The organism is Streptomyces smaragdinus (genome assembly GCF_009604385.1).
In the GTDB taxonomy this organism is placed as follows: domain Bacteria; phylum Actinomycetota; class Actinomycetes; order Streptomycetales; family Streptomycetaceae; genus Streptomyces; species Streptomyces smaragdinus.
On sequence record NZ_WEGJ01000003.1, the window covers coordinates 349,607 to 373,812 of the forward strand.

Genomic DNA, 24,206 nt, shown 5'->3' on the forward strand with positions numbered 1-24,206 from the left:
ACACAGGGTGAAGGAGCTCCACATGTCCCCCCGGGGAAGAAGAACCGTCATCACGGCCGCCCTCTCACTAGCGGCCGTCATGCTCTGGCCGTCCGCCGCCGGCGCCGCCGAAGAGGCCTGCTTCGACCGCGCGACCCAGCCGTACACCTCGGTCGTCGACGGACACCTGCACTTCCGCCCCTTCGGCGGCCAGGCCGTCCCGTTCGAGGAGATGGTCGGCTATCTGGAGCAGAGCGGGGTCAAGCACGCGAGCGTCTTCGGGATCGGCCAGCGGCTCCCGGTGGACTCCCCCTGCACGTACTACCTGGACTGCCCCGGCACCCCGGTGCTGCCGAGCCTGAAGAACGACGTGGTCAACGCCGAGAACGTGGTGGACTACAAACCGCAGGACGTCGATCTGGCCCTGTCCATGACGTTCCCGGACCTGGCCCACCCGAAGACGGTGCCCCCGGGAATGCGGCTGCTGGACAAGGAATTCCCGGGCATGTTCCGGTGGATGGGCGAGGTCAACCTCGTCAAGCAGGCCATCCTGCCCAACCTCGCGGAGCCGGCCGACCTGGACGACATCCGCCGGTGGGCCCCGTTCATGAAGCAGCTGCGCGAGCGCGGTATGCCGCTCACCATCCACTCCGACCTGGGCAACAACGACAACCCCACGGAGTTCCTGTACCTGATGCGGGAGGTGCTCGAGCGCTACCCCGACAACAAGATCGTATGGGCGCACATGGGGCTGTCGAAGGAACTGACCACGATGGACCCCGACCGGCACATCGCGATCATGAAGGGGCTCCTGGACAGGTACCCCCTGCTCACCCTGGACCTCAGCTGGCGGGTGCTGGAGGACACGTACTTCAGCAAGCCCGGGATCCGGGAGAAGTACGCCGCGTTCTTCGACGACTACCCCACCCGGGCCATCCCCGGCACCGACTTCGTGGCCTCGCGCGACAAGAGCTACGAGGTCTACGCCCAGGAGCTCGAGGTGACCAGCCGGATCAACAAGGCCATGGGTGACGAGGCGTTCCGCGACATCGCCCTCGGCGAGAACTACTTCCGGCTGCTGGGGATCGACGACACCGCTCCCCCGATCTGCACGGCCTGACCCGCCACCGGCCCCCGCACGGTGGGCGCGAGCACCGCGCCCACCGTGCAGACCGCGCCCACCAGCGCGAGCAGCGCGAAGCCGTACCGCGCGTCGGTGTGATCGGTGACCGTCGCCACCAGCAGCATCACCCCGATCGTCGCCGCCAGCCCCAGCCCGTTCGCCAGCCCGAACGCCCGCCCCGCCGCCTCCTCGGAGGCCGACGCCAGCACCAGCCCCCGCGCCGCGATCCGCGCCTGCCCGAAGACGAACGCCCCCACCGGGACCAGCGCGAACAGCCCGGGCACCCCGAGCTGTCCCTGGAGCACCAGCAGCACGTCGGTGACCAGGAACCCGGCGACCGCGATCCGCAGATCGGAGTTCCGCCGCGCCACCACCCGGTACACCACCGTGGCCCCCAGGAAGGCGAGGCTGGCCAGCCCGTCCACCGCCCCGAACACCCCCGGCCCCCGGTTCAGGTCCCCCAGCACGAACACCGGCAGCAGCGCGTTGAACACCGTGACCACGACGCTCCCCGTCGCATACAGCAGAATCACCCGCACCATCGGCACCCCGGCCCCGCCCCCCGCGGCCCCGGCGACGGCCCCGGACGACGGCGCCCCCGTCCGCCGCCCCACCGCCGCCACGCACACCGCCGACACCACGAAGGTCCCCGCGTTGAACACCAGCAGCGGCACCGCCCCGAACGCCTGCAGCGCCAGCCCGCCCACCGTGGCGGAGAGCAGCATCCCCGCCTGAGTGGCCATCTCGTACGAGGCGTTGAACCGCCGCAGCCGCCCCGCCGGCACCCGCTCCTTGATCAGCGCCCCGCTCGCCGGGAAGAACAGCGACGCGACGACGGCGAGCGCGAAGTTCGCCCCGTACACCCCCACCGCCGTCGCTCCCCCGGCCGCCAGCCACAGCGGCAGCGCGAGCGCCAGCCCCGCGCTCACCGCGTCGCAGCCCACCCACAGCGCCCGCCGGTCGAACCGGTCGGCGAGCCGCCCGCACAGCGGCGACAGCAGCGCCTGCGGTGCGGCCACGGCGATGAACAGCCAGCCCACGGCCAGCATCGTCCGCTCCTCCCGGACCATCAGAAGGGCGCCGGCGATGATCTGGACGTTGTTCCCGAGGGCGGTGGCGAAGGCGGCCGGGACGAGCAGTCGCTCGGCCCGCCGGGCGTGATCGGCGTTCATAGGGGCCAGTTTCCGGAGCATTCCTGACACCTTCTGTCAGTGGATTGCCACCCGGCCGGAGACTTCCCCCCTCACGCTCCGTGCGGGACGCTCCAGTTGACGGCAGACTGGGAGGTCCTGCCCGTGAACGAGGAGGCAACCAAGTGGTCGACGCACACCAGACGTTCGTCATCGTCGGAGGAGGGCTGGCCGGGGCGAAGGCGGCGGAGACCCTGCGGTCGGAGGGTTTCACCGGCAGGGTCATACTGATCTGCGACGAACGCGACCACCCGTACGAGCGGCCACCGCTGTCGAAGGGCTATCTGCTCGGCAAGGAGGAGCGCGACAGCGTCTTCGTCCACGAGCCGTCCTGGTACGCCCAGGCGGACGTCGAACTCCACCTCGGCCAGACCGTCACCGCCCTGGACCGCGCCGCCAAGGCGCTCACGCTCGGCGACGGCACGCGGGTGCAGTACGACAAGCTGCTGCTGGCCACCGGCGCCGAGCCCCGCCGCCTCGACATCCCCGGCACCGGACTGGCGGGCGTGCACCATCTGCGCCGCCTGGCCCACGCGGAGCTGCTGCGCGGCGTGCTGGCGTCCCTGGGCCGGGACAACGGCCGGCTGGTGATCGCCGGCGCCGGCTGGATCGGTCTCGAGGTCGCCGCCGCCGCGCGGACGTACGGGGCGGAGGTCACGATCGTCGAGCCGATGGCGTCGCCGCTGCACGCCGTGATCGGCCCGGAGCTGGGCGAGGTCTTCACCGACCTGCACCGCGAGCACGGCGTCGTGTTCCACTTCGGCGCGAAGCTCACCGAGATCACCGGCCAGGACGGCATGGTCCTCGCCGCGCTCACCGACGACGGCGAGGAGCACCCGGCGCACGACGTGCTGGCGGCCATCGGCGCCGCGCCGCGCACGGCGCTCGCGGAGAACGCGGGCCTGGACGTCGTGCCCCGCAAGGAGGGCGGCGGTATCGCGGTGGACGCGGGGCTGCGCACCTCGGACCCGGACATCTGGGCCTGCGGCGACGCGGCGGCCGCCGAGAACCCGCTGTTCGGGGTGCGGCTGCGGGTGGAGCACTGGGCGAACGCGCTGAACGGCGGCCCGGCGGCGGCGCGTTCGATGCTGGGCCAGGACGTGACGTACGACCGGGTCCCGTACTTCTTCTCCGACCAGTACGACCTGGGGCTGGAGTACTCGGGGTACGCCCCGCCCGGCTCGTACGACCAGGTGGTGGTCCGCGGTGATCTGGGCCGCCGGGAGTTCATCGCGTTCTGGCTGAAGGACGGCCGGGTGCTGGCCGGGATGAACGTCAACGTGTGGGACGTGACGGACCCGATCCAGAAGCTGATCCGCTCGAAGAAGGCGGTGGACACCACGGCCCTCGCCGACCCGAACACGGAGCTCGCGTCGCTCGTGGAGTGACCCCGCGGGGTGACCCCCGGGCTCGCCGACGCCCCGGGGGTACCCTCGGCCCCATGCCGATCCGTACCGCCGAAGTGCCCGCCGCCGACGTCGTCCCCCTGCGCTGGGCGGTGCTGCGCCCGGGGATGCCCCGGGAGACGGCGCTGTTCGCCGAGGACGCCGCGCCCGGGGCGTTCCACCTGGCCGCGTACACCGACGAGGGCACGGTCGGCGCGGTGATCTCGTTCTGCGCCGAGCAGCTCCCGGGCGAGGACGCGAAGGCGTACCGCTTCCGCGGGATGGCCAGCGCCCCGGAGCTGCGCGGGCAGGGGTACGGGGACGCGGTCCTCGAAGCGGGGCTGGCCGCGGCCCGGGACCGGGGCGCGGAGCTCGTGTGGTGCAACGCGCGCAGTGAGGCGCGCGGCTTCTACGAGCGGCACGGCTTCACGGTCCGCGGCGAGGAGTTCGTCATCCCCACCGTCGGCCCGCACTGGGTGATGGCCGTCACCGTCGGGGATGTCGGCGCGCGGCCGTAGAATTCCCCCGTGGCAGGACGGATCAACGACGACGACATCAAGGCGGTACGGAACGCGGTTCCGATCGACGCCGTCGTCTCCGACTACCTGCAGCTGAGGTCCGCCGGCGGCGGCCAGCTGAAGGGCCTGTGCCCGTTCCACGACGAGAAGTCCCCCTCCTTCCACGTGAGCCCGGCCAAGGGGTTCTACCACTGCTTCGGCTGCCAGGAGGGCGGTGACACGGTCGACTTTGTGATGAAGATGGAGCATCTGTCCTTCGCGGAGACGATCGAGCGGCTCGCCGCCCAGGCGGGGATCACGCTGCGGTACGAGGAGGGTGGGTACACCCCCGGCCGCCAGCAGGGCGAGCGCACCCGGCTGGTCGAGGCGCACCGGGTCGCGGCGCAGTTCTACACCGAGCAGCTGGGCGGCCCGGAGGCCGGGATCGGCCGCCGGTTCCTGGCCGAGCGGGGCTTCGACCAGGCGGCGGCGGAGCACTTCGGGGTGGGGTACAGCCCGGCGGGCTGGGACCATCTGACGCGGTTCCTGCGCGGCAAGGGCTTCAGCGACAAGGAGCTGGTCCTCTCCGGCCTCTCCCAGGAGGGCCGGCGCGGCCCCATCGACCGCTTCCGGGGCCGGCTGATGTGGCCGATCCGGGACATCACGGGCGAGGTCGTCGGCTTCGGGGCGCGCAAGCTCCGCGACGACGACAACGGACCGAAATACCTGAATACGCCGGAAACGCCCCTGTATCGCAAGTCACAGGTGCTGTACGGCATCGACCTGGCGAAGAAGGACATCGGCAAGCAGTCCCGCGCGGTGGTCGTCGAGGGGTACACGGACGTGATGGCCTGCCATCTCTCCGGCGTGACGACGGCCATCGCCACCTGCGGCACGGCCTTCGGCGGGGACCACGTGAAGATCCTGCGCCGGGTGCTGATGGACAACTCCCGCTCGGAGGTCGTCTTCACCTTCGACGGCGACGCGGCCGGGCAGAAGGCGGCGCTGCGGGCGTTCGAGGACGACCAGAAGTTCGCGGCGCGTACGTCGATCGCGGTCAGCCCCGGCGGGATGGACCCGTGCGAGCTGCGGCTGGCCGAGGGCGACGAGGCGGTGCTGAAGCTGGTCGAGGAGCGGTCGCCGCTGTTTGAGTTCGCGATCCGCTCGTTCGTCCGGCAGCACAATCTGGATACGGCGGAGGGCCGTTCCGCGGCGCTGGAGGAGTCCGCGCCGGTCGTGGCGCGGATCAAGGACCCGTCGATCCGGCACGACTACGCGGTGCAGCTCGCCGGGATGCTCGGCATCCTCGACGAGATGTTCGTGGTCCGCCGCGTCGGCCAGCTCGCCCGCTTCGCCCGCGAGCGCGCCGACGGCCGGCAGCCACAGCCCCCCGGCCGCGGCGCCCCCCTCCCCCCGGAGCCGCAGCCGCCGCGCGGCCCCGCGGTCAATCTGCGCAACCCGGCGCTCCAGGTCGAACGCGAGCTGCTCAAGCTCGCCCTCCAGCACCCCCATCTGGTCGCCCCCACCTTCGACGCCTACCGGGAGGACGAGTTCACCGCCCCGCCGTACGCGGCCGTCCGCGACGCGATCGAGCGGGCCGGCGGCGTCACGGGCGCCGACGACGCCTTCCTCGTCCGCGTCCGCGACCAGGCACCGGACGACACCGTCCGCTCGACGATCACGGAGCTGGCCGTCGAGCCCCTGCGCACCCGCCGCGAGGCCGACGAGCTGTACGCGGGCGAACACCTGGTCGCCGTACGCCTGAAGGCCGTGGAGCGGGCCATCGCGGACGTCCGCGGCCGCCTGCAGCGCCTGGGCCCCCACGCCCCGCCGGACCAGCTGACGGCCGCGCAGAACGAGCTGTGGGTCCTCCAGCAGTACGACCGCTCCCTGCGCGAGGGCGGCGCGGGCGCCCTGTAGCCCCCGCCTGCGGTTCGGCGTACCGCGGGCACCGGACGGCACCCCGCGTAACCGTAAAGTCACGGCGCGGCCACAAATAGTGCCCGCACGACCCTACTGCGAGCCCTGTGGCATACAGCACACTGGGTGGCGGTGCCTGAGTCCTCGGAGCGCGGCGGCGCAACCCTGCACAGGGGCAAACCCGCCGGGGATGCGCTCACGACATACGGGGCGGAGCGCGGCGGCGCCGCCGCGACCGTTCCCCTGCCGCACGCCCTCGAACCGGCAGTGACGATCACCCTGGAGGTCGCCCCCGTGCAGACCCAGACCCTTCCCGCCTCCGGCACGCACCCCGTGCCCCGGCAGACCCGCGTCCGCCATCGCCCCGAGGCGGCGGACCCGCCCGAGGCGCTCCTGACCCCCCGGCCCGAGCCCCGGCCGCCCTCGCGCACCGAATCGAGCGGCCCCTCGTCCGACCTGTTCCGCCAGTACCTGCGCGAGATCGGCCGGATCGCGCTGCTCAGCGCCGTCGAGGAGGTCGAGCTGGCCCGCAGGGTCGAGGCCGGCCTGTTCGCGGAGGAGAAGCTGGCGGGCGCCCCCGACCTCGACTCCCGGCTGGCGCTGGACCTCGACCGGCTGGTGGTGCTGGGCCGGATGGCCAAACGCCGCCTCATCGAGGCGAACCTGCGGCTGGTGGTGTCCGTCGCCAAACGGTACGTCGGCCGCGGCCTGACCATGCTGGACCTCGTCCAGGAGGGCAACCTGGGCCTGATCCGCGCGGTGGAGAAGTTCGACTACGCCCGCGGCTACAAGTTCTCCACGTACGCCACCTGGTGGATCCGCCAGGCCATGTCCCGCGCCCTCGCGGACCAGGCCCGCACGATCCGCGTCCCGGTGCACGTCGTCGAGCTGATCAACCGCGTGGTGCGGGTCCAGCGCCGGATGCTCCAGGAGCGGGGGTACGAGCCCACGCCGGAGGAGGTCGCCGTCCATCTGGACCTGCCCGAGGAGCGCGTCAGCGAGGTGCTGCGCCTCGCGCAGGAGCCGGTGTCGCTGCACGCCCCCGTGGGCGAGGAGGACGACGTCGCGCTCGGCGACCTGATCGAGGACGGCGACGCCGCCTCACCGGTCGAGTCGGCCGCGTTCCTGCTGCTGCGCGAACACCTCGAGGCCGTCCTGTCGACCCTCGGCGAACGCGAGCGCAAGGTCGTACAGCTGCGGTACGGGCTGGCCGACGGCCGGCCGCGCACGCTGGAGGAGATCGGCCGGATCTTCGGCGTCACGCGCGAACGCATCCGCCAGATCGAGTCGAAGACCCTCAACAAGCTCCGCGACCACGCGTTCGCGGACCAGCTCCGGGGCTATCTCGACTAGCCGGCGTCCACGGGCAGCGCCCCCGGGAACTGCTGCTCGCGCACCGCGGTGTACTGCTGGCGCACCGCCTGCCCCACCGGAAGCTCGTCCCCGGGCTCGAAGACCTGGTGCGCTGCGCCGGGCCACGGCGGCGGGGCGTCCGGCGAGAACCTGCCCTCGCCGACGCCCCACGCCCAGGCTGCCTGCCGCGCGGCGCCCAGCGCCGTGTAGTCCGCGGCCTCGGGTACGACGACCTGGGCGCCGAGCAGCGCCGGTGCCAGGGCCTGTACGGCGGGCAGCTCGGCGGCCGCCCCGAGCAGGAACACCCGGTCGACGGTCACGCCCCGCCCGCGCAGCACCCCGATCGCGTCGGCGAGGGAGCAGAGCATGCCCTCGAACGCCGCCCGCGCCATGTGCTCCGGCTTCATCGACTCCCGCCGCAGCCCGTGCAGCGACCCGGCGGTGTGCGGCAGGTCGGGGGTGCGCTCGCCCTCCAGATACGGCAGCAGGACGAGTCCGTGCGAGCCCGGGGTGGACCGCAGCGCCAGCTCCGACAGCCCCGCCAGGTCCTTGGGGTCCAGCCCCAGCAGCTCGGCGGTGCCGCGCAGCGCCCGTACGGCGTTCGCGGTGTGCACCACCGGCAGATGCATCCCGGTGGCGTCGGCGAGCGACGTGATGATCCCGGAGGGGTCGGGCAGCGCCCGGTCGTGCACGGCGAAGACGGCGCCGGAAGCGCCCAGCGTCACGACCGCGTCACCCACCCCGACGCCGAGGCCGAAGGCGGCGGCCATGGTCTCGCCCGTACCGGCGGAGATCACCAGCCCCTCCGGGGTGCGCCCGGCGCTCTCCGCGGGCCCGAGCACCTCGGGCAGCCCGGCCTCGTGCCCCAGCGCCGCGGCGACCAGATCGCCGCGCCAGGTCTCGCCGGCGGTGGAGTAGTACCCCGTCGCGGAGGCGGCGCCCCGGTCGGTGGTGCGGCGCTGGGGGCGGCCGAGGAGCTGCCACACCAGCCAGTCCTGCGGCAGCAGCACCTGCGCCGCACGCTGCGCGGCCTCGGGCTCCTCGCGCCGCAGCCACGCCAGCTTCGTCACGGGCAGCTGCGCCTGCGGAACGTTCCCCACGGCCTCGGCCCACGCCCCGCGCCCGCCGAGCGAGTCCGTCAGATCGGCGGCGGCGCCCTGCATCCGCTGGTCGCTGCCGACGAGCGCGGGTCGTACGGGCGTGCCCATGGCGTCCAGCGCGAGCACCGCGTCCTGCCGGGCGGCCACACCGATGGCCCGCACACCCTCGAGCAGCCCGCCGCCGCAGGCCTCGCCGAGGGACAGCAGCCAGGACTGCGGATCGATCTCGTACGCCTTGGCCTCGTCGGGCTGCCCCGCCACCGGATGCGGGGCGTACCCCTGCTTCAGCACGGCGCCGGTCTCGGCGTCGCAGACGATGATGTGCGTGCTCTCGGACGAGCTGTCCAGACCGGCGACTATCCCCATGCGGAAATCATGCACCATCGGCCCGCCGCCCCGTACGGCCGTCAGGTGTTGCTGGTGCCCCAGTCGTCGGCGGCGGCCTCGTCGGAGCGGCTCACGAGATGCAGCCGGGCGCTCAGCCCGTCGGGCAGCCGGGCGGACATCTCCCCGAACGCCTTGGCCGCGGCGTCGCGGCCACCGAGCGCGGCGGCCTCGGCGGCGTTGCGCACGGCGGGGTTCTGGCTGAAGTCGCGGGCGGCCTTCTTGATCTCCTCGTACCGCTCCCGTCCGGCCCGCGCGCCCAGCACGTACCCCACGGCCATCCCTGCGACGAATGCGATCCGGTACGCCATGGCTGCTGCCTCCTAGAGCTCGCCGGTCCGGTCGGGCAGCTGCTGCCCGGACGAGGGCGGGTACCCGCGACAATCGATTTCAGAGCACGCCCTGCCATGCGCTAATGTATTGCTCGCAGCGAGGGAACGCCCCCCGGGAGACCGGAGCCGACCCCCGCGGAGCATTCCTCCGTAGCTCAATTGGCAGAGCAGCCGGCTGTTAACCGGCAGGTTACTGGTTCGAGTCCAGTCGGGGGAGCAGACGAGAGGTCCCTCCGGGGGCCTCTTTCGTCGTTCCGGCACGATTGGGCCGCAGGGGGTACCCCCGCACACAGACTCGACGGAACCGGATCTTCCGCAGCCGGCGTCCTTGGGGGCATGCGACACCGCCCGGCCCCTTGGTCATCTGGACAGGGGGGACCCCGGGCGACAGATCGTATGAGCGGCTATGCTGCGGCAGACGGCGCGCACATCTGTACGCGGCACGCCGTGACGGGGCGGTAGCTCAGCCGGTTAGAGCAACGGACTCATAATCCGTCGGCCGTGGGTTCGAGTCCCACCCGCCCCACCGAGCGGTGCCTGGGAAGAGCTATCTGACCAGGCACTTTGGCGTTCAGGGGCGAATCGGGAAGATCTTGACGGCCCTCAGTGATCACGTTTTCACGCGTGTGAGGACACTGTGAGGACGCAGGTCGTGCGACGAGACTCAGCCACTCGTCTGGCCCACAGGCACTGGCTCCGGGCTCCGGCTGGAGCTTTTCTTCGCTCGCTTCCTCGCCCTCGGTTCCCCCTGCGCCGGGATCTTCTTCGCTCCCCGGGGCACGACCGCGCTCGTGGACTCGGCCTCGGCCGTCAGGAGCTGCGGTAGGACGCTGGTGTACGTGTCCGAAGTGATCTGGCGGGAGCTATGCCCGAGCCGCTCCTGGACGACCTTGATGTCGGCCTTGCCGAGCAGAGCCAGCGTGGCCGACAGGTGCCGCGTGTCGTGCAGCCGGATCGGCGGGAGCCCGGACAGTTCCACGAGCCGGTGGAACCGCCGGCTGATCCAGTCCGGGTGCAATGCCTCACCGTTCTCCATGGTCCAGACCCGCCCGCTGTCCACCCACGCGTTCTCCCCGGACCACTGCTCACGCTCGCGGTCCTGGACGGCCTTCCACTCCCGCCAGATCTCCCGGGTCTGGGCATCGAGGGTGACGGTACGGACGCTGTCCTGCTTGGGGTCCTCGTCGTACTGCCGGTAGGCGATCTCGACGGTCTGGGCAGAGATGCGGAAGAACGAGCCCGTCAGGCTCACCTCGGCCCACGGCAGTGCGCACATCTCGCCGCGCCTGGGGCCCCGGAAGATAAAGCCCTGCCACATTCCCCGGAGTCGGTCGGCGCCGATGTAATCCAGGAACTCGCCGGTCTGCTCCGGAGTCCAGACCATGACCGGACTGGGCTTCTTCCCCGTCCGTTTCCACGCCTCGACCCGCTCCGGGGTCCAGACCAGCGCCTTGGGGCGCTTCACGGCCGGCAGCTCGACCATCGCCGCCCAGTTGGTGGTGTACTCACCGCGCTTGATGCCCGCGCCCAGAAACGAACGCAGGGTGGCGTTGATGCGGTGCATCGTGGCGGCGCTGGTGATCTTCCGCTTGCCTTTGCGGCCCTCGCGGAGTGCGGCATTGGCGTCGAGGTAAGCCCGGCGCGCGGCCCGACGCTCCTCCACCTTCCCCGCTGCCTGGACCCATGCGGTGTGGGCGGCGTCGCGCGCCGCCTCCAGCTCGACCACCTTGGCGTGGTGCAGCAGCCGCTCGGCGTTCTCCCGCTCGATCGCGTCGTACAGCGCCTCGATGTGGCGGAGCCTGAGGTCGCGGCGCTTGATGTGCCCGAGGTGCGGTTCGAGGTAGAGGTCGATGTGCTCCGCATAGCCGTGCTTGGTGGTGCGGGCCAGACCTTTCTTCCTCTCGATCCAGGCATGCAGGTCCTCGCCGACGGTGGCATCGGTGAGAACGTCCGCGCCTCCGAGGACGTCCCGATAGACCTCTTCCGCCTTCTTCTTCGCGTCGTTCTTCGTGGCGAATCCCCCACGTCGCACGCGCTGGCGACGGCCGCCCTTCCCCGCTTCGAGTTCGAAGTAGAAGTACCAGGTACCGTGTCCCTTCTGCGAGAGCTTGGGACAGTTCGCCGCAAGCATTCGCAGCTTCGGCTTGCCGTCGTCCAGGAGTATCGGGGTGCCGTCGCCGTCCACGGCGGGCACTCTGCACGCACAGCGGCGGTAGTAGCTCGGGTCAAACACGAACATCCCCTTCGTGTTTCCTCTTGTGGATCTTCTGTGTCGGTCCTTGTCGAACCGATGTTCCATCTTGCCCCAACACTCCAGTGTGGGCGTATCCTTTAATGACGTTGGCGCGGGGGAGATCGCGACAACGGGAATGACAACGAAAGACACCTCAGTAGCCGCAGCCTCCGGGGCCGGTCCGATGACCCTGGAGGAGCTGCTCGCGCTGCCGCCGACCGTGAACGTCACGACGGCTGCGCGGGCCCTGGGAATCGGCGTGCACAAGGCTTACAACTTGATCAAGGACGGGACTTTCCCCGTGCAGCCCCTCTCACTGGGCGGCACGGTGAGAGTCCCTACAGCTGCACTCTGGCGAGTTCTCGGGGTGACACCGCCCCGTAGCGATCATGCGTAGCTTTGGCATAACGATTCGTAGGCCATGGCCTAGCCCGTAGGACCGTGACCTAGGATCTGGCGACTGCAGGGGGTGTCAGAGAAGAACGGACGACCGCATGCCACGGCTCTACGGCTTCGACGACGCGTCGCGACGTCGCCTTCGCGACGATGAGGTGGGCCCGCTTCGCCAGATGGTGAGCCGGGCACTGCAAGGTCAGTCCAACTCGGACATCGCCACGTGGGCGAACGGTGAGGGGTACCGGGGAACCCTGGGCGGGGAATGGAAGGACGCCTCGGTCGGACGCCTCTTCCGAAACCCCTCCATCGCCGGACTGCGCTACGACGACGGCGAACTCGTTGACGCCGGCCACCCCGGTGCCATCACCCCCGAGGAGTTCACGGCCCTCGCCGAGCGAGAGACGAGCCGCAAGATGGCCCACGCGGCACCGGCCTACGACTATCTCCTGGCGGACGGCGCGTGCACGTGCGGCAAGTGCGGCTCGGCGCTCCAAGGGGCGCGGACCAACGCCGGAACGCCCGGCTACCGGTGCCGCCCCAAGGACAAGAACGGCCGCGGTGGCTGCGGCGAGGTCCGTATGGACGCCGAACTGCTGGAGAACCACGTCGGTGAGTACGTCGTGGCGGAACTCCTCAAGCCCGGAATACGTGACCAGATCCTGAAGGCTCAAGAGGCCGTCCGCGCCCAGGCCGAAGAGCTGAAGGCGACCATCGCGAGCCTGGAAGGCCGCCGGAGCGAGGCGGCGGCCCTCTACGGAAGCCGCAGCATCAGCAGCGATGCGTTCGTCGGCGCGGACCGCGAGATCACGGCCAACATCAAGAACGCCCGATCAAGGCTCCGGTACGCGGAGCAGATGGCGAACTTCGCCCTTGGTGACGCCGAAGATCTCGTGCGCTGGTGGAACACCGCCCCGTCCGCCGCCAAGAAGGCACTCACGAGGCTCTTCCTGGAGAAGGTCGAGGTCTTCCCGGCAAGCGCACGCGGGATCCGCACCATTGAACCGGGCCGGGTCGTCCTGCACTGGAGCAAGCTGTCCGGCCGTTCAGACGGCTCCGGGGGCTCCTAAGTTCTGTTCGCCGTATGTCGTCAGCCGCTTGCCCACCATGGCCAGAGTCAGCCCCGCGATCAGAGCGACAACGGCGAGCCCGGCCAGGAGGGGAGAGACGATCTCCTCGGTACGCAGAGGCCATGGATGACCGAGGTAGTGGGTCACCAGGTACGAGCCCTTGCTGATCGCGTACGCGACTCCGAACAGGGCGGCTACCGCGGAGACCCCCAGACCCCTCACTGTCCAGACATGACCCGTCTGCTTCACGGACCGGGCCATGCCGGAGCAGAGGAACGCGATCTCGCCGCAGGTGATCGCCACATACGTCAGGTAGATCATGAGGTAGACGGTGACGCCTGGGACCGCCGCGTACTCGGTGGTGAACTCGATACTTTCGTCCGTGGTCGCGATGAACAACGGCAGCATCGCACCGAGGACGAATGCCGCGAAGACTGCTCGCGCGATCAGGCTGGCCTTCAGCACGTCGTGGTTGTAGGACCAGTCAACGAGCATGAGTTGAAGGCTGGCGCACCACAGGACGGCGCAGAGGTGCGCCCCGAGCTTCGCCGCGTTGCTCATGCCAGTCGCGGAACCGACGAACTCTTCGACGGCGGGCACAGCGAGAACGACACCGACCGTGCAGAGTCCGAACGCTACGGCGCGAGCGTATCGGGCGATGCGGTACTCGTCCCGGCTGCGCAGCCGCCAGGCTTCACGCGCTGAGAGCACGGTGCCCGCGAAACCGAACAGGGCACAGATGCCGAAGACGATGCCAGCCATGTCGTTTCTCAGGTTCCTTCCAGGTCAGAGATGGCCCGCTCGGCCGCCTCCGTGAAGCTGAGCCTTCTCCGCCGGCCCGGCCGCGGCGGTTCGGCGGCAGGCGGGATCGCCTCGGGGACTTCGGGGACCGTGAGATCTGTACGTCCGTGTCGGGCACGGATCTCACGAGCGGCCTCCAGGAGTTCGGTGACGCCAGCCTGGCCCAGATCGTGGACCAGACGGAGCGCCTCGCGAGCGTCCTGCTGCTCCTCGTAGACCGACAACGAGGTCAAACCGTTGTAGCCGGGCAGGAAGAAAGCTACCGGACAATCGAATGCGCGTGCGAGCCCTTGGAGCTGCGAAGTTGACGGATTGACCTTCACCCCGTTCAGGAGGTCGTTCACCACCTGATGAGTCATCGCCGGTCTGCCCCCAGGCACCTCGGCCGTGGCGGCGGCGATGGCGCGCGTACTCGGGATCTTCCCGTCCGCTCCACGCTTCCTGTCGAGCAGTATGGCGAGCTTGCTGGCGAGAGGTATCTCCGGGCCGGACGGCATGGACTGGCGACTCCTTGGGCGCACGCCGGACTCTCCAGGGAGCGAAACGGCAGGTTCGGTGCATGTTCAACTGTGGGCACAGGATGGGCGATTCTCACAGGGGAGCCTAATGTCTATGTTGGTTGACAATGCGTGCTCACCCGACGCAAGATCTGTGATGGCATCAGCCGATCACACGTTCAGCCTGCGGGTCACGCACCCTCCTCCACCCTCAGACCGAAGTTCGCAAGCGGCACCGCCCCCGCGAGAGTTCAATGTGTGCCGGAATATCGCCTGTGCGGGGATCTAAATGATCACTGCCACCGGAGGGCGGAACCGCAGCACGGGGAGGACAAGGGTGGGGATCGAACTGGGACGCGTATTGGCCCGGTTGAAGGAATCCAACGGCGCGGCGTACGCCGCCCTTGACGAGAGATCAATTCGCGGAACACTGGGCACCCTTTCGCTTGTCGAGCCGCAGCGAGTCGAGGTCGAGACGGAGCAGCCCGCGACTCCCACCGAAGGCCGGTAGACCAGGGGCGTGGTGACGGCGCGACCCCGAGAGCCGCGCCCCCATCACGCCTCTGACCTGCGAAAATCTCTCAAAAATTGTGGACCCCTACCCTTAAAGCATATAGAATAGAACTAGATGGAAGGGGGAAGGAAGAAACCCCCACCGACCTCTTGGAGCCCACCATGTCGCAGAAGTTCGCCACCCTGAAGATGCGCCAGATCCGCCGCAACCCGAACCAGCCGCGCGAGCACTTCAACGAAGAGGCGCTCGCCGAGCTGGCTGGCTCGATCAAGGAGCATGGCCTCCTCCAGCCGATCGTCGTACGCAAGCTCGCCGAGGGCGGCTACGAGCTGGTTGCCGGGGAGCGCCGTTTCCGCGCCAACGAGCTGGCGGGCAACATCACCATCGAGACGAAGATCCTCCTGCCCGAGGGTGACTCCGAGATCAGCGACATGGAGTCCTTCAAGAAGGCGATGGCCGAGAACCTGACCCGCGAGGACATGCTCCCGCTGGAGGAGGCACGCGGCTTCAAGAAGGTCCTGGACGCAGACGGTGACGCCGATGTCGCTGGCGTCGCGAAGACCTTCTCCAAGTCGGTCCAGTACGTCAACCAGCGCCTGGCCCTGCTCAACCTGCGCCCCGAGATCCAGGCAGCCGTCGACCTCGGACACATCGGCACCCAGGCCGCCGTCCAGATCGCCGCCCTCTCCCGGGACAACCAGCGGGCCGTCTTCGAGGACTGGAAGAAGGGCGACAAGAGCGACAACCAGCTCGTGCACATCGCCTACGCCATGCGCAAGCAGGAGAAGGAGGCCCAGCAGGACTCCATGGTCGAGATCAAGGAGATGGCCCCCGAGGAGAAGGCCGAACTCGCCCGCGCCCAGGCCAAGACGAAGAGCGACCTCGACGAGATCGAGCGCATGTGCGAGCTGCTGGACACCATCAGCAAGGCCGACCCCATGGAGCTGGCCCGCGCCCTCGACGGGCAGGTGGGCAAGCGGCTGGAGCAGATGGACCGGGTCGCCGGGTTCCTCCAGAAGGCCCGCTTCCAGCTCCGCCAGGCCAAGGCTCACGCCGACGCCAGCGAGCTCATGGTGAGCCCGGACGCGATCGCCCCCGACCTGGCCGCCGAGGCAGAGGCCGCGCTCACGAGTCTGGAGCCCACGGCCGACGTTTCCCCGGAGACGGGCGGCGAGACGGATGACGGGAACGCCACCACCTCGGCCGAAGGCGCTACCGACGACGCCGAGCCGACGAGCACAGCGGTGACGGAGGCAGAGGACAACGAGCCTGCCACCGTCACCGTCGCCGCCTGAACCCCTCAGCCGGGGGCGGCCCGCCAACCGGGCCGCCCCCTCATCCCATCGGGAGTCTCCCAGTGATGAACGACATCCACGCCATGCGCAACATCAACCACAACCTGTTCCTGGGCATACCGGCGACCGCCAACGCCCTGGAGGAGTACGACCCCGAGGCCGCCGCGTTCGTACGCGAGGCGGCGCAGAACCTAGTCAGGGCGCGCCGCGACGATGACCCCCAGGCTATGGAGGCGGCCAGCGCCGCAACCTTCCACGCTGCGGCGGAACTCCTCAAGCAGGCCGGCCGCTCGGTAAGCATCCGCTTCCCCATCATGGTCGCGGCGCGCATGGTCGAGCTCGAGGCGGCGCTCATCATCGCCAAGGCGGAGCGGCACTCGCCCGCACAGGAACCTCGGTCGCAGAAATAGATCCCATCGCTCAACCGCCCGTGCATCCGGACCCGTTCATCACAGACGGATCAACCGCTTCCCGCCCACCGGACGAGTACGGCATGGAGCGCCGTGCGATGGGCGCATCCACATCAACCTAAATAGATCCCGACACTAAAGAGTGATACGGTCCATCTTGTTGGGGGAACGGCCACAGCCGCGGAACCGGCCCACCAACGCGCCGTGGCATGCGGCATCCCTAACGGTGTCTGGCGGGTGGCTAATCCCCCGCGCCCTGCCCGCCGGGCACCGGCCCGCACCCGAAGCGGAGCCATCGGGATCTCATGCCACGCACGCGACTGGACCCGCCCTCGCTCACGCCAGGGCGGGTCCCGTGCACTCCGGAGCGACATGAGCGCAGACGACTTCACAGGCAACCCGGAAGACCTCGAGCTGTACCTACGCCTGCTGATCGAACGTGACGGCCCGCCGGACAGGGCCGCCGACGAACGAGACCCAGGACGCCGAAAGCGCCGAGACCGCACCACGAAGAACGCGGAACAGCGCATCGCGGAACTCGAAGCATCCATCTCGACCAGACGGCATCCCAGGAGAACGAGGACATGACCGACAGCCCCACGCCCAAGCACAGCGAGCACGGCGAACCCCCCGTCCCCGGCGCCGAGTGGTGCAACTCCTGCAGCGGCTGGTGCGTCCCGCCGGGCATCTGCCGCTGCAACAACCGATGACCACGCAGCGGTAGCGTCGAACGCATGAACTCGTCGCACCAGTACGCCGGTGAGCGGATCGACGTCGCCCCGCTCACCGCGAGCACCATCACCGACGATCAACTCGACGCCATCCGGGCCGAGCTGCAGCAGTACCGGTCCAGAGACACGGCAGGCGAACTTCCGCCGACAGCAGCATGCGATGACGGCCGTCAGCCGATCGAGCCAGATCGCCGCTGCTCCTGATCGTCTAATGTTGGCGTGCGTAGGGCGCGGGGACCGGCCTACACGAGGGACGCCCGTGACCACGCACGCCAACATCCCCGAAGAACTCCTGCCGCTCGCCGTCCCCATCGGCGACCTCATCCCGTACCACCGCAACCCCCGCACCGGCGATCTACCCGCCATCGCGGAGTCGCTGACGGTCAACGGCCAGTACCGGCCCATCGTGGTCAACAAGGGCAACCACACCGGCCGCCCCAACGAGATCCTGGCGGGAAATCACACAGTCGCCGCCGCCCAACAGCTCGGCTGGGAACACATCGCGGCCACCTGGGTCGATGTCGATGACAACGCAGCAGCCCGAATCGTCATCGTCGACAACCGGACCAACGACCTCGCCGGCTACGACACTGCCCTGCTGGCCGAGGTTCTCTCCGAGATCCCCGACCTCGCCGGCACGGGGTACGACCGCGAGAGCGTCGACCAGCTCCTGGACGATGCCTCGCTACCCGAGTCGCTGGAGCTGACCTCCGACGGCGCGGGTACTGGAGCCGTCGCTGCCGTGGACTACCTCCAGTGGGGCTACCTCCAGTGGGAGTCCAAGCGGGTCCGGATCACGTCCGAAGAGGTCGAAGCCCTCAACGCCATCTACACGAAGTTCGTCGACGACACCAACAGCGATCTCGGCTTCGGCTGGCACGTCCTCCAGGAGGCCCACCAGGAAGGCGATGCAGCATGAGCAAAGCGCCCACCACGACGTTCCACGAGGCATACCCGCTCGACCAGCTGCGCCCCGCCGACTACAACCCGCGCCGCCTCAGCGACACGGCCTTCGCCCGGCTTCAGGCATCGCTTCGGTGCCACGGAGTCGTCAAGCCGGTAATCCTGAACGCGGACGGCACCCTGGTCGCCGGCCACCAGAGGACCAAGGGCCTCAAGGCCCTCGGCATGACCCACACCCCCGCGGTGATGCTCGGCACGAAGGTCCGCCTCCAAGACGAGATCCAGTTCAACCTCCTCCACAACCGCGTGGAAACCGAAGCGAGCGTGGTCTACGCCGAGCCGGGCGAGATCGGCGCCTGGTCCTGGATCCCGTGGCAGTCCATCCGCGTCGCCGAGCGCAAGAACCTCTCGTTCGTCAACGCCATCGGCCACATGACGGCCGGCCACGGCCCCTGGGGCAGCGTGGTGATCGACGACCAGGGCCGGATCGTCCTCAACGCCGAGTACGCCGTCGTCGCCTCCATCTCGCGCTTCGACCTCCTCGCCTGGACGGTGCCCTCGTCGGAGGCCGCCAAGCTCCACGCCGATCTCACAGGTGAGTACGGCGTGTACGACTGGACCGCGATCGAGGGCAAGGCGCCCGTCTGGAACCAGCACATCGTCCAGCCCAAGCGACTCCGCCAGTTCTCCTCCAAGGCGAAGGCTGGCAAGCTCGCATACGGCTCCGAGACCTGGGACCAACTCGTCATGCCCTGGCTGAAACCCAGCCACCGCGTGATCGACTTCGGCGCCGGCTACGGCGACTACGCCAAGCACCTGCGCGCCAAGGGCTTCAACATCCACGACTACGAGCCCTACCGGTGCCGAGACGGCTCGTATGCCGTCGACATCCGGGCCGTCGTCAGAATGATCCGCGACATCGACAAGGACATCCAGGCCAACGGCTTGTACGACGTGGTCGTGCTGGACTCCGTCATCAACGCCACCACGTCACTCAACTACCAGCACTGGGTGATGACCACCGTGAACGCCCTGTGCGCCGCCGACGGCGTAGTGTGCCTCGGCACCCGAAGTCTCGCCCGCGAACTGCGCGACGAGCAAGCCAAGCGCGTCACGTCCCAGACGGCAACCACGAAGATGAGCTTCCTCGACGAGGACAACGTGGAGATGAACTTCGTCAAGGGAAAGTGGCAGAAGCTCCGCTTCCACACCCCCGAGACGCTGGAGCCTATGCTCCGGCTCTACTTCGAAGACGTGAAGCTCACCGACCTCAGCGGATCCAACATCAAGGCAACATGCCGACGCCCCGCCTCGCTCCCGAGAGAGGAATACGAGAAGGCATTCGAAGAGGAATTCAACATGCCCTACCCGAACAATTTTCGACACGGCAGACATCTGGAATTGGCAGGAAATTTGATAAAATTGACAAGAGAGAGAAACAATTCTCTCGCCACCTGAGAACACATTTGGGGAGCGCATGCCGCAAGGAATTCAGATCGAGATCGAGTCGCGAAACCGATACCAGATCATGTGGCTGGCCGGCATACGGCACGTCGCCCTCGACCAGCACTGTCTCCGCGCCTTCGGCCAACCCGATCGACCCCGCGTGGACGTTCGCCGTCGACTTCAGACCCTCCAACTCCCGCTAAAGAATCCGCCGCTGGCCTGGTATCTGTGCGCCCTCCCCACCCCATGGGACTGGAACCAGAATGCCCACTTGGCCTTCGAAGACGCTCCAGGAGAACAGTGGAACGGCCCCGCACTTGTGTCAGGTATCTACGTTCATCTCAGCAATGCACGCCCGATCACCGGATGGGGAGAACACACGATCCCTTCCGATGAGCCCCTCCGGAATTCTGTCCGCTACCGCACTTGCCGCAACTACCAATTCGCCTGGTGGCTGCGTATGTACCGCGACGCCCCAGATGCTCCACCTGCACTCCCAGAGACGCAGTCGGCCAACCTGGGCCAGCTCACCTTGATGTGATCGTGTCGGGGGTGGGGCGGCGCGGTACGCCCCACCCCCGACACGGGCGAGACGGCAACCGGCGAAGGGGAGAGTCTGGTTGTGAGGCCGCAGCACCAACCACCGGGAAGAGACTCCGGTAGGCTGCGACACTCCGCGATCGGGCCCCGTCCGCGTGCCATACTCGATCCTCAACCGGCAGGCCTCAGACCGGTGTTGACCAAGTGTGTGAAGGAGCTGGGGATGGCGCTGGAGTCAACCACATGGCGTGTGATCGTCGCATCGGAGTCACGCGCACCGCAGGACGTCCACGGAGAACTGAGCCATGGCGAAGCCTGGGGTGCCGGGATCTCGATCGAACTAGAAGCATTGAGATCGCGGTTCCGGACCGCCGAACCCGCGATGCTTGTGGCCACGATTGCCGCCGTGAGTTCCGCCCTGACCGCCTTGGTCACTGGCATCCTGGCGCGCGGCGCGGCCAAGGACGGACAGCACATTGTGATCGAGCTCGCATCGGGGGCCAGGCTTGAGGTTCCAGCCAGTATCGACCCCGCCGAACTGGACCGAATGCTCGGCATGATCCGCGAGGACCCCGAGCGCATCATCCTCCCCTGACACCGGAGGGCGGCCAAGGTGAACACCTTAGACGAAGCGAGCGCGCACGCAGCAGCGGGCAACTCGGCCTTGGACAGCTTCGAGCGAACCCACTCCCCCGCCGAGCTGAACAGGGCGATCTCCTCGTTCCGCGCAGCCGTCGCGAAAGTGCCGCCCGATGACCGTGGGCGCATACCTCATCTCCGCAGCCTCCTCGCTGCGTTGTATCGGCGCTTCACGGAAGCCGATAAAGTGGAGGACTTGGATGCCGCGATCGACGCAGGGCGTGAGGCCATTTCCCTGAACCGGTCAGACGCCAGCTGCCTCGCGGCCCTCTCTACAGTGTTTCACGAGCGATTTAGTGTCGCGGAACAGGAGTCGGACCTCAACGAGGCCATCGATCTTGCCCGAACCGCGACGGCCCTACCAACCCGTCGCTCTCGTGACGGGGCTGCCGCCCTGGCAATTTTGGGTGATGCACTCAGCACACGGTTCCAATACCACGGATCGGTAGAGGACTTAGAGGAGTCCATCGATCTGGCACGAACGTCGCTCGCGCTGAGTAATCCTGGTATCACACGCAAATACGCCCTCTACAATCTGGCCCAGTACCTGCGTCGACTCGCCGAAGAAACCGGCAGCCCGGCAGCTCTGGACGAGGCTGTCGCCGTTATCCGGCGAGGAATTAACGCACGCCCCCGTGAGGGTGTCGTCCACGCAATGAGCCTGGCCGGGCTTGGTAGCGTGCTGGCAGTCCGCTGCGAGTTAACCCAGTCGGCAGAAGGGCTGGACGAGGCCCTTAGCTGCAGTCGAGCGGCGTACGACATGACACCCGAAGGTCATCCACAGCGGGGGACGCTCCTGGCTCGCCTGGTGGCCCAGCTACACCAAGAGGCCACCTTCTCGGGGGAGATTTCATTCCTGGATGAGGCGGTTTACCTCGTTCGCGCGTCCGAGGATGTACGCGCCGAAGACTCCTTCACTGGGACGCCTTTCGAGATTATCCTCATATCGGCCTTGCGGAATCGACATAGCGCGACTGGCATGGTTGCGGACCTAGACGAGGCCATTGCCCTTGCCCGTTCAGGTCTGACTCGGGCCCTAGGCCACAGGCTCGGCTTGGCACATTTTGCTGCCCCCCTGTCCGCACTGCTTTTCACACGCCACCATCAGGCCGGGGCACTTGCAGATCTGGACGAGGCGATTCGGCATCAGCAGACAATGCTGCAGACTTCGACCCTCGGCCGCAGACGGCACACAATCGCGCTGAACACCCTGGGTCTGCTGCAATGGTCCAGGTTCTGCAGGACGCGAGACCCTGACGACATCGAAGCGGCGATCGCCCACGGCCGCGCGGCAGTGGAAAACGGTAGGCACCGGTCCGAACAGGCCATGTACCTGTCGAACCTCGGCATCGCTCTGGGGGCGAAGTACGACCACCGTGGCGGGATCGAAGATCTGGACGAAAGCATCAACATGGCCCGCCAAGCCGTGGCGGCGTCGACCCGGCTGGAGTCCGTAGAACTGGCCCGCTATCTTGCGAACCTGACCCATTCCCTGACACGTCGGTACGAACAAACCGCCCAGATTGAGGACTTGGATGAAGCAGTGGACGCGGGTCGCAGAAGTGTGTCGTTGCTCTCCAGTGACCACCCCGAACGCTCGTGGTTCCTCGCCGAACTGAGTGCCGCGCTGCACGCCCGTTCCACGCACCTGAACGACTCGAACGACCAGCAAGCTGCGACTGAGGCCAGCATCGAGGCATGGAGCGTGGAGACGGCTCCCGTCGGGCAGCGCCTTAGCTCAGCGAAGGTGGCAGCCGCTGGCCTGGTCGCCGCTTCCGAAGTACTCCGGGCGACGGACTTACTCCAAGACGCGGTGCGTCTCCTGCCGGAGGTCAGCCCTCGCCGGCTGTCCCGCAGCGACCAGGAGCACGCACTGGGCAGCCTGGCGGGACTGGCCAGCGAGGCGGCCTCGCTCGTCCTGGCTGATCCGCGTCTGTCCGAGGATGAACGGCCCCGGCGAGCCCTCAGCCTGTTGGAGGCCGGACGCGCGATCCTCATCAGCCAGGCGCTCGACGGTCGCGACGACCTAGCCGAGCTACACCGCAGCCATCCAGATGTCGCCGCACGCTTCGTCGAACTCCGCGATCTACTTGACCAGCCGTGGGAGCCCGGATCGGTATCGAACCCTGAGGGGGATGAGATTCACACGGCTACAGCCAGTCTCGGCATCGGACGAGAGAGACACGAACTCGCCGCACAGTTCACCGCCACTCTCGCCAGGATCAGGACGCTACCCGGCTTTGGCTCGTTCGGCCTTCCACCGGACGCAGACGAACTGGTCGATGCTGCAGCCTCGGGGCCCGTAGTCGTACTCAACGTCAGCGCCTATGGAAGCCATGCCCTTCTGGTCACGAAGGATGGGGTCAGCACACTGCCACTCACGGACCTCGACGCGGGCGATGCGGCCATCCGAGCCTCGGCGTTCCACGCAGCCCGGCGTTCGATCCTGTTGTGGGGGGACCCTGCCCTTGAAGAGCGGGCCGGTGTCAAGATGGAGGTCGTGCTGGCATGGCTGTGGGACGCCGTGGCAGCGCCCGTGCTGGAGGCCCTCGGCTGCCACAGCCGCCCTTCCGACGAGACAGGAACTTGGACGCGAATCTGGTGGGTTCCGTGCGGGCTGCTCAGTCTGCTCCCAATCCACGCCGCGGGCCACCACTCCACTGCTTCCGACGGGAACTGCCCACGCACGGTGATTGATCGCGTGGTTTCCTCCTACGCGCCGTCGCTGCGCACACTCATCCACACGAGGCAGGCAGCCGACGCCGCCCCCTCGTGCGCCCCGTTCGACTCGCCGCCTGCTGCCCTCGTGGTTGCGATGCCCACCACACCGGGACTGTCCGGCGCGGGCTACCTGCCTCACGTCAGGGAAGAGGTCAGGGTGTTGCGCGGGCACCTTCCGGTCCTGACTGTGCTCGCCGAGCAGGAGGCGGCATTGGACGCCGCCGGAGAGCCGACCAAGAACTCCGTGCTGACTCAACTGGCGCACCACCCGATCGCTCACTTCAGCTGCCATGGCGTCAGCGACGAGCACCAGCCCTCCCGCAGCCGACTGCTGTTACGAGACCATGAGAGCAATCCGCTGACTGCGGCAAGCCTGGCCCCGATCGCCCTCGACCACGCGCAACTCGCCTACCTGTCTGCGTGCAGTACGGCATCGACGAAGCCGGCGCATCTACTTGACGAATCAATCCATCTCGCCTCGGCATTCCTGATCGCTGGCTTCCCACACGTCATCAGCACACTGTGGGAGATCGATGATCAACTCTCCGTAGATGTGGCTGACGACTTCTACACGCGGCTCCGCACCGCCGAGGGCAAATTCGACGTTAGCCGCGCAGGGTATGCCCTCCATGATGCCGTTCAGAGAGCCCGCAGGGGAAAGGGAACGGGACAGCCCGACGGCATGCGGAATCCGTTCCGGTGGGCAGCGTATGTCCACATCGGTACCTGAGAGAGCGTCACACAGCAGTG

21 protein-coding genes and 2 tRNA genes are annotated in these 24,206 nt (G+C 68.3%); 17 read left to right on the plus strand and 6 right to left on the minus strand.

All coding sequences use genetic code 11. The features are described 5' to 3' along the window. Positions 1 to 22: 22 nt before the first annotated feature. Positions 23 to 1,099: an amidohydrolase family protein gene (locus SRB5_RS07700; protein WP_153450668.1), complete on the plus strand. Its 1,077-nt coding sequence runs from the start codon at positions 23 to 25 to the stop codon at positions 1,097 to 1,099. On the opposite strand, the gene SRB5_RS07705 is transcribed toward SRB5_RS07700, so the two are convergent. Continuing rightward, positions 1,045 to 2,274: an MFS transporter gene (locus tag SRB5_RS07705; RefSeq protein ID WP_228389860.1), complete on the minus strand. Its 1,230-nt coding sequence runs from the start codon at positions 2,272 to 2,274 to the stop codon at positions 1,045 to 1,047. The two genes, SRB5_RS07700 and SRB5_RS07705, sit on opposite strands and share 55 nt — an antisense overlap. 143 nt (positions 2,275 to 2,417) lie before the next feature. On the opposite strand from SRB5_RS07705, the gene SRB5_RS07710 reads away from it, so the two are divergent. From SRB5_RS07710 to SRB5_RS07725, 4 genes are all read left to right on the plus strand, one after another. Beyond that, complete coding sequence (locus SRB5_RS07710) at positions 2,418 to 3,680, plus strand: NAD(P)/FAD-dependent oxidoreductase (RefSeq protein WP_323377246.1); 1,263 nt, start codon at positions 2,418 to 2,420, stop codon at positions 3,678 to 3,680. Positions 3,681 to 3,733: 53 nt separating this feature from the next. Then, a complete protein-coding gene (locus tag SRB5_RS07715) occupies positions 3,734 to 4,195 on the plus strand; it encodes a GNAT family N-acetyltransferase (RefSeq protein WP_153450670.1) in 462 nt (153 codons plus the stop codon). A gap of 9 nt (positions 4,196 to 4,204) precedes the next feature. Continuing rightward, entirely contained in the window at positions 4,205 to 6,094 is a 1,890-nt protein-coding gene (gene dnaG / locus SRB5_RS07720; RefSeq protein ID WP_323377247.1) for a DNA primase, read from the plus strand. A gap of 132 nt (positions 6,095 to 6,226) precedes the next feature. Then, a complete protein-coding gene (locus tag SRB5_RS07725; protein ID WP_323377249.1) occupies positions 6,227 to 7,447 on the plus strand; it encodes an RNA polymerase sigma factor in 1,221 nt (406 codons plus the stop codon). Here SRB5_RS07725 and SRB5_RS07730 read toward each other — a convergent pair. Together SRB5_RS07730 and SRB5_RS07735 are read right to left on the minus strand one after the other, a co-directional pair. Further along, complete coding sequence (locus SRB5_RS07730) at positions 7,444 to 8,913, minus strand: xylulokinase (RefSeq protein ID WP_153450672.1); 1,470 nt, start codon at positions 8,911 to 8,913, stop codon at positions 7,444 to 7,446. The two genes, SRB5_RS07725 and SRB5_RS07730, sit on opposite strands and share 4 nt — an antisense overlap. Positions 8,914 to 8,954: 41 nt before the next feature. Beyond that, positions 8,955 to 9,242 carry a YtxH domain-containing protein gene (locus SRB5_RS07735; RefSeq protein WP_153450673.1) on the minus strand — a complete coding sequence of 96 codons (288 nt, stop codon included), beginning with the start codon at positions 9,240 to 9,242 and terminating at the stop codon, positions 8,955 to 8,957. 165 nt (positions 9,243 to 9,407) lie between these two features. On the opposite strand from SRB5_RS07735, the gene SRB5_RS07740 reads away from it, so the two are divergent. Next, positions 9,408 to 9,480, plus strand: a tRNA-Asn gene (locus SRB5_RS07740). A gap of 235 nt (positions 9,481 to 9,715) precedes the next feature. Next, a tRNA-Ile gene (locus tag SRB5_RS07745) sits at positions 9,716 to 9,789 on the plus strand. Between the two features lie 138 nt (positions 9,790 to 9,927). On the opposite strand, the gene SRB5_RS07750 is transcribed toward SRB5_RS07745, so the two are convergent. Continuing rightward, on the minus strand, positions 9,928 to 11,502 hold the full coding sequence (locus SRB5_RS07750; protein WP_194292866.1) for a tyrosine-type recombinase/integrase: 1,575 nt from the start codon (positions 11,500 to 11,502) through the stop codon (positions 9,928 to 9,930). 563 nt (positions 11,503 to 12,065) lie between these two features. On the opposite strand from SRB5_RS07750, the gene SRB5_RS07755 reads away from it, so the two are divergent. Continuing rightward, a complete protein-coding gene (locus SRB5_RS07755; protein WP_194292867.1) occupies positions 12,066 to 12,959 on the plus strand; it encodes a recombinase family protein in 894 nt (297 codons plus the stop codon). Here the strand turns inward: SRB5_RS07755 and SRB5_RS07760 are convergent. Further along, positions 12,936 to 13,721, minus strand: coding sequence for a hypothetical protein (locus SRB5_RS07760; RefSeq protein ID WP_153450676.1), 786 nt, complete (start codon positions 13,719 to 13,721; stop codon positions 12,936 to 12,938). The two genes, SRB5_RS07755 and SRB5_RS07760, sit on opposite strands and share 24 nt — an antisense overlap. A gap of 8 nt (positions 13,722 to 13,729) precedes the next feature. Beyond that, positions 13,730 to 14,257: a hypothetical protein gene (locus tag SRB5_RS07765; RefSeq protein ID WP_153450677.1), complete on the minus strand. Its 528-nt coding sequence runs from the start codon at positions 14,255 to 14,257 to the stop codon at positions 13,730 to 13,732. 675 nt (positions 14,258 to 14,932) lie between these two features. Here SRB5_RS07765 and SRB5_RS07770 point away from each other — a divergent pair. The 9 genes from SRB5_RS07770 (at position 14,933) to SRB5_RS37450 (ending at position 24,186) form a co-directional block, all read left to right on the plus strand. After that, the gene (locus SRB5_RS07770; protein ID WP_153450678.1) at positions 14,933 to 16,066 is read left to right on the plus strand and encodes a ParB/RepB/Spo0J family partition protein; all 1,134 of its coding nucleotides are present in this window, start codon (positions 14,933 to 14,935) and stop codon (positions 16,064 to 16,066) included. Positions 16,067 to 16,131: 65 nt separating this feature from the next. Next, positions 16,132 to 16,476 (plus strand): hypothetical protein, encoded by a 345-nt coding sequence (locus SRB5_RS07775; protein ID WP_153450679.1) that lies wholly within the window; start codon positions 16,132 to 16,134, stop codon positions 16,474 to 16,476. A gap of 372 nt (positions 16,477 to 16,848) precedes the next feature. Then, positions 16,849 to 17,064 (plus strand): hypothetical protein, encoded by a 216-nt coding sequence (locus tag SRB5_RS07780; protein ID WP_153450680.1) that lies wholly within the window; start codon positions 16,849 to 16,851, stop codon positions 17,062 to 17,064. Beyond that, positions 17,061 to 17,186, plus strand: a complete 126-nt coding sequence (locus SRB5_RS37045) for a hypothetical protein (protein WP_267132577.1) — start codon at positions 17,061 to 17,063, stop codon at positions 17,184 to 17,186. The genes SRB5_RS07780 and SRB5_RS37045 overlap by 4 nt, the downstream gene beginning before the upstream one ends. Positions 17,187 to 17,210: 24 nt before the next feature. Continuing rightward, positions 17,211 to 17,411, plus strand: coding sequence for a hypothetical protein (locus SRB5_RS07785; protein WP_153450681.1), 201 nt, complete (start codon positions 17,211 to 17,213; stop codon positions 17,409 to 17,411). Between the two features lie 55 nt (positions 17,412 to 17,466). Beyond that, on the plus strand, positions 17,467 to 18,126 hold the full coding sequence (locus tag SRB5_RS07790; RefSeq protein WP_323377250.1) for a ParB/RepB/Spo0J family partition protein: 660 nt from the start codon (positions 17,467 to 17,469) through the stop codon (positions 18,124 to 18,126). Beyond that, entirely contained in the window at positions 18,123 to 19,568 is a 1,446-nt protein-coding gene (locus tag SRB5_RS07795; protein ID WP_153450683.1) for a methyltransferase domain-containing protein, read from the plus strand. The genes SRB5_RS07790 and SRB5_RS07795 overlap by 4 nt, the downstream gene beginning before the upstream one ends. Positions 19,569 to 20,319: 751 nt before the next feature. Continuing rightward, positions 20,320 to 20,691, plus strand: a complete 372-nt coding sequence (locus SRB5_RS07800; RefSeq protein WP_153450684.1) for a hypothetical protein — start codon at positions 20,320 to 20,322, stop codon at positions 20,689 to 20,691. Between the two features lie 18 nt (positions 20,692 to 20,709). Then, a complete protein-coding gene (locus SRB5_RS37450; RefSeq protein ID WP_153450685.1) occupies positions 20,710 to 24,186 on the plus strand; it encodes a CHAT domain-containing tetratricopeptide repeat protein in 3,477 nt (1,158 codons plus the stop codon). The last annotated feature ends 20 nt before the right edge of the window (positions 24,187 to 24,206 follow it).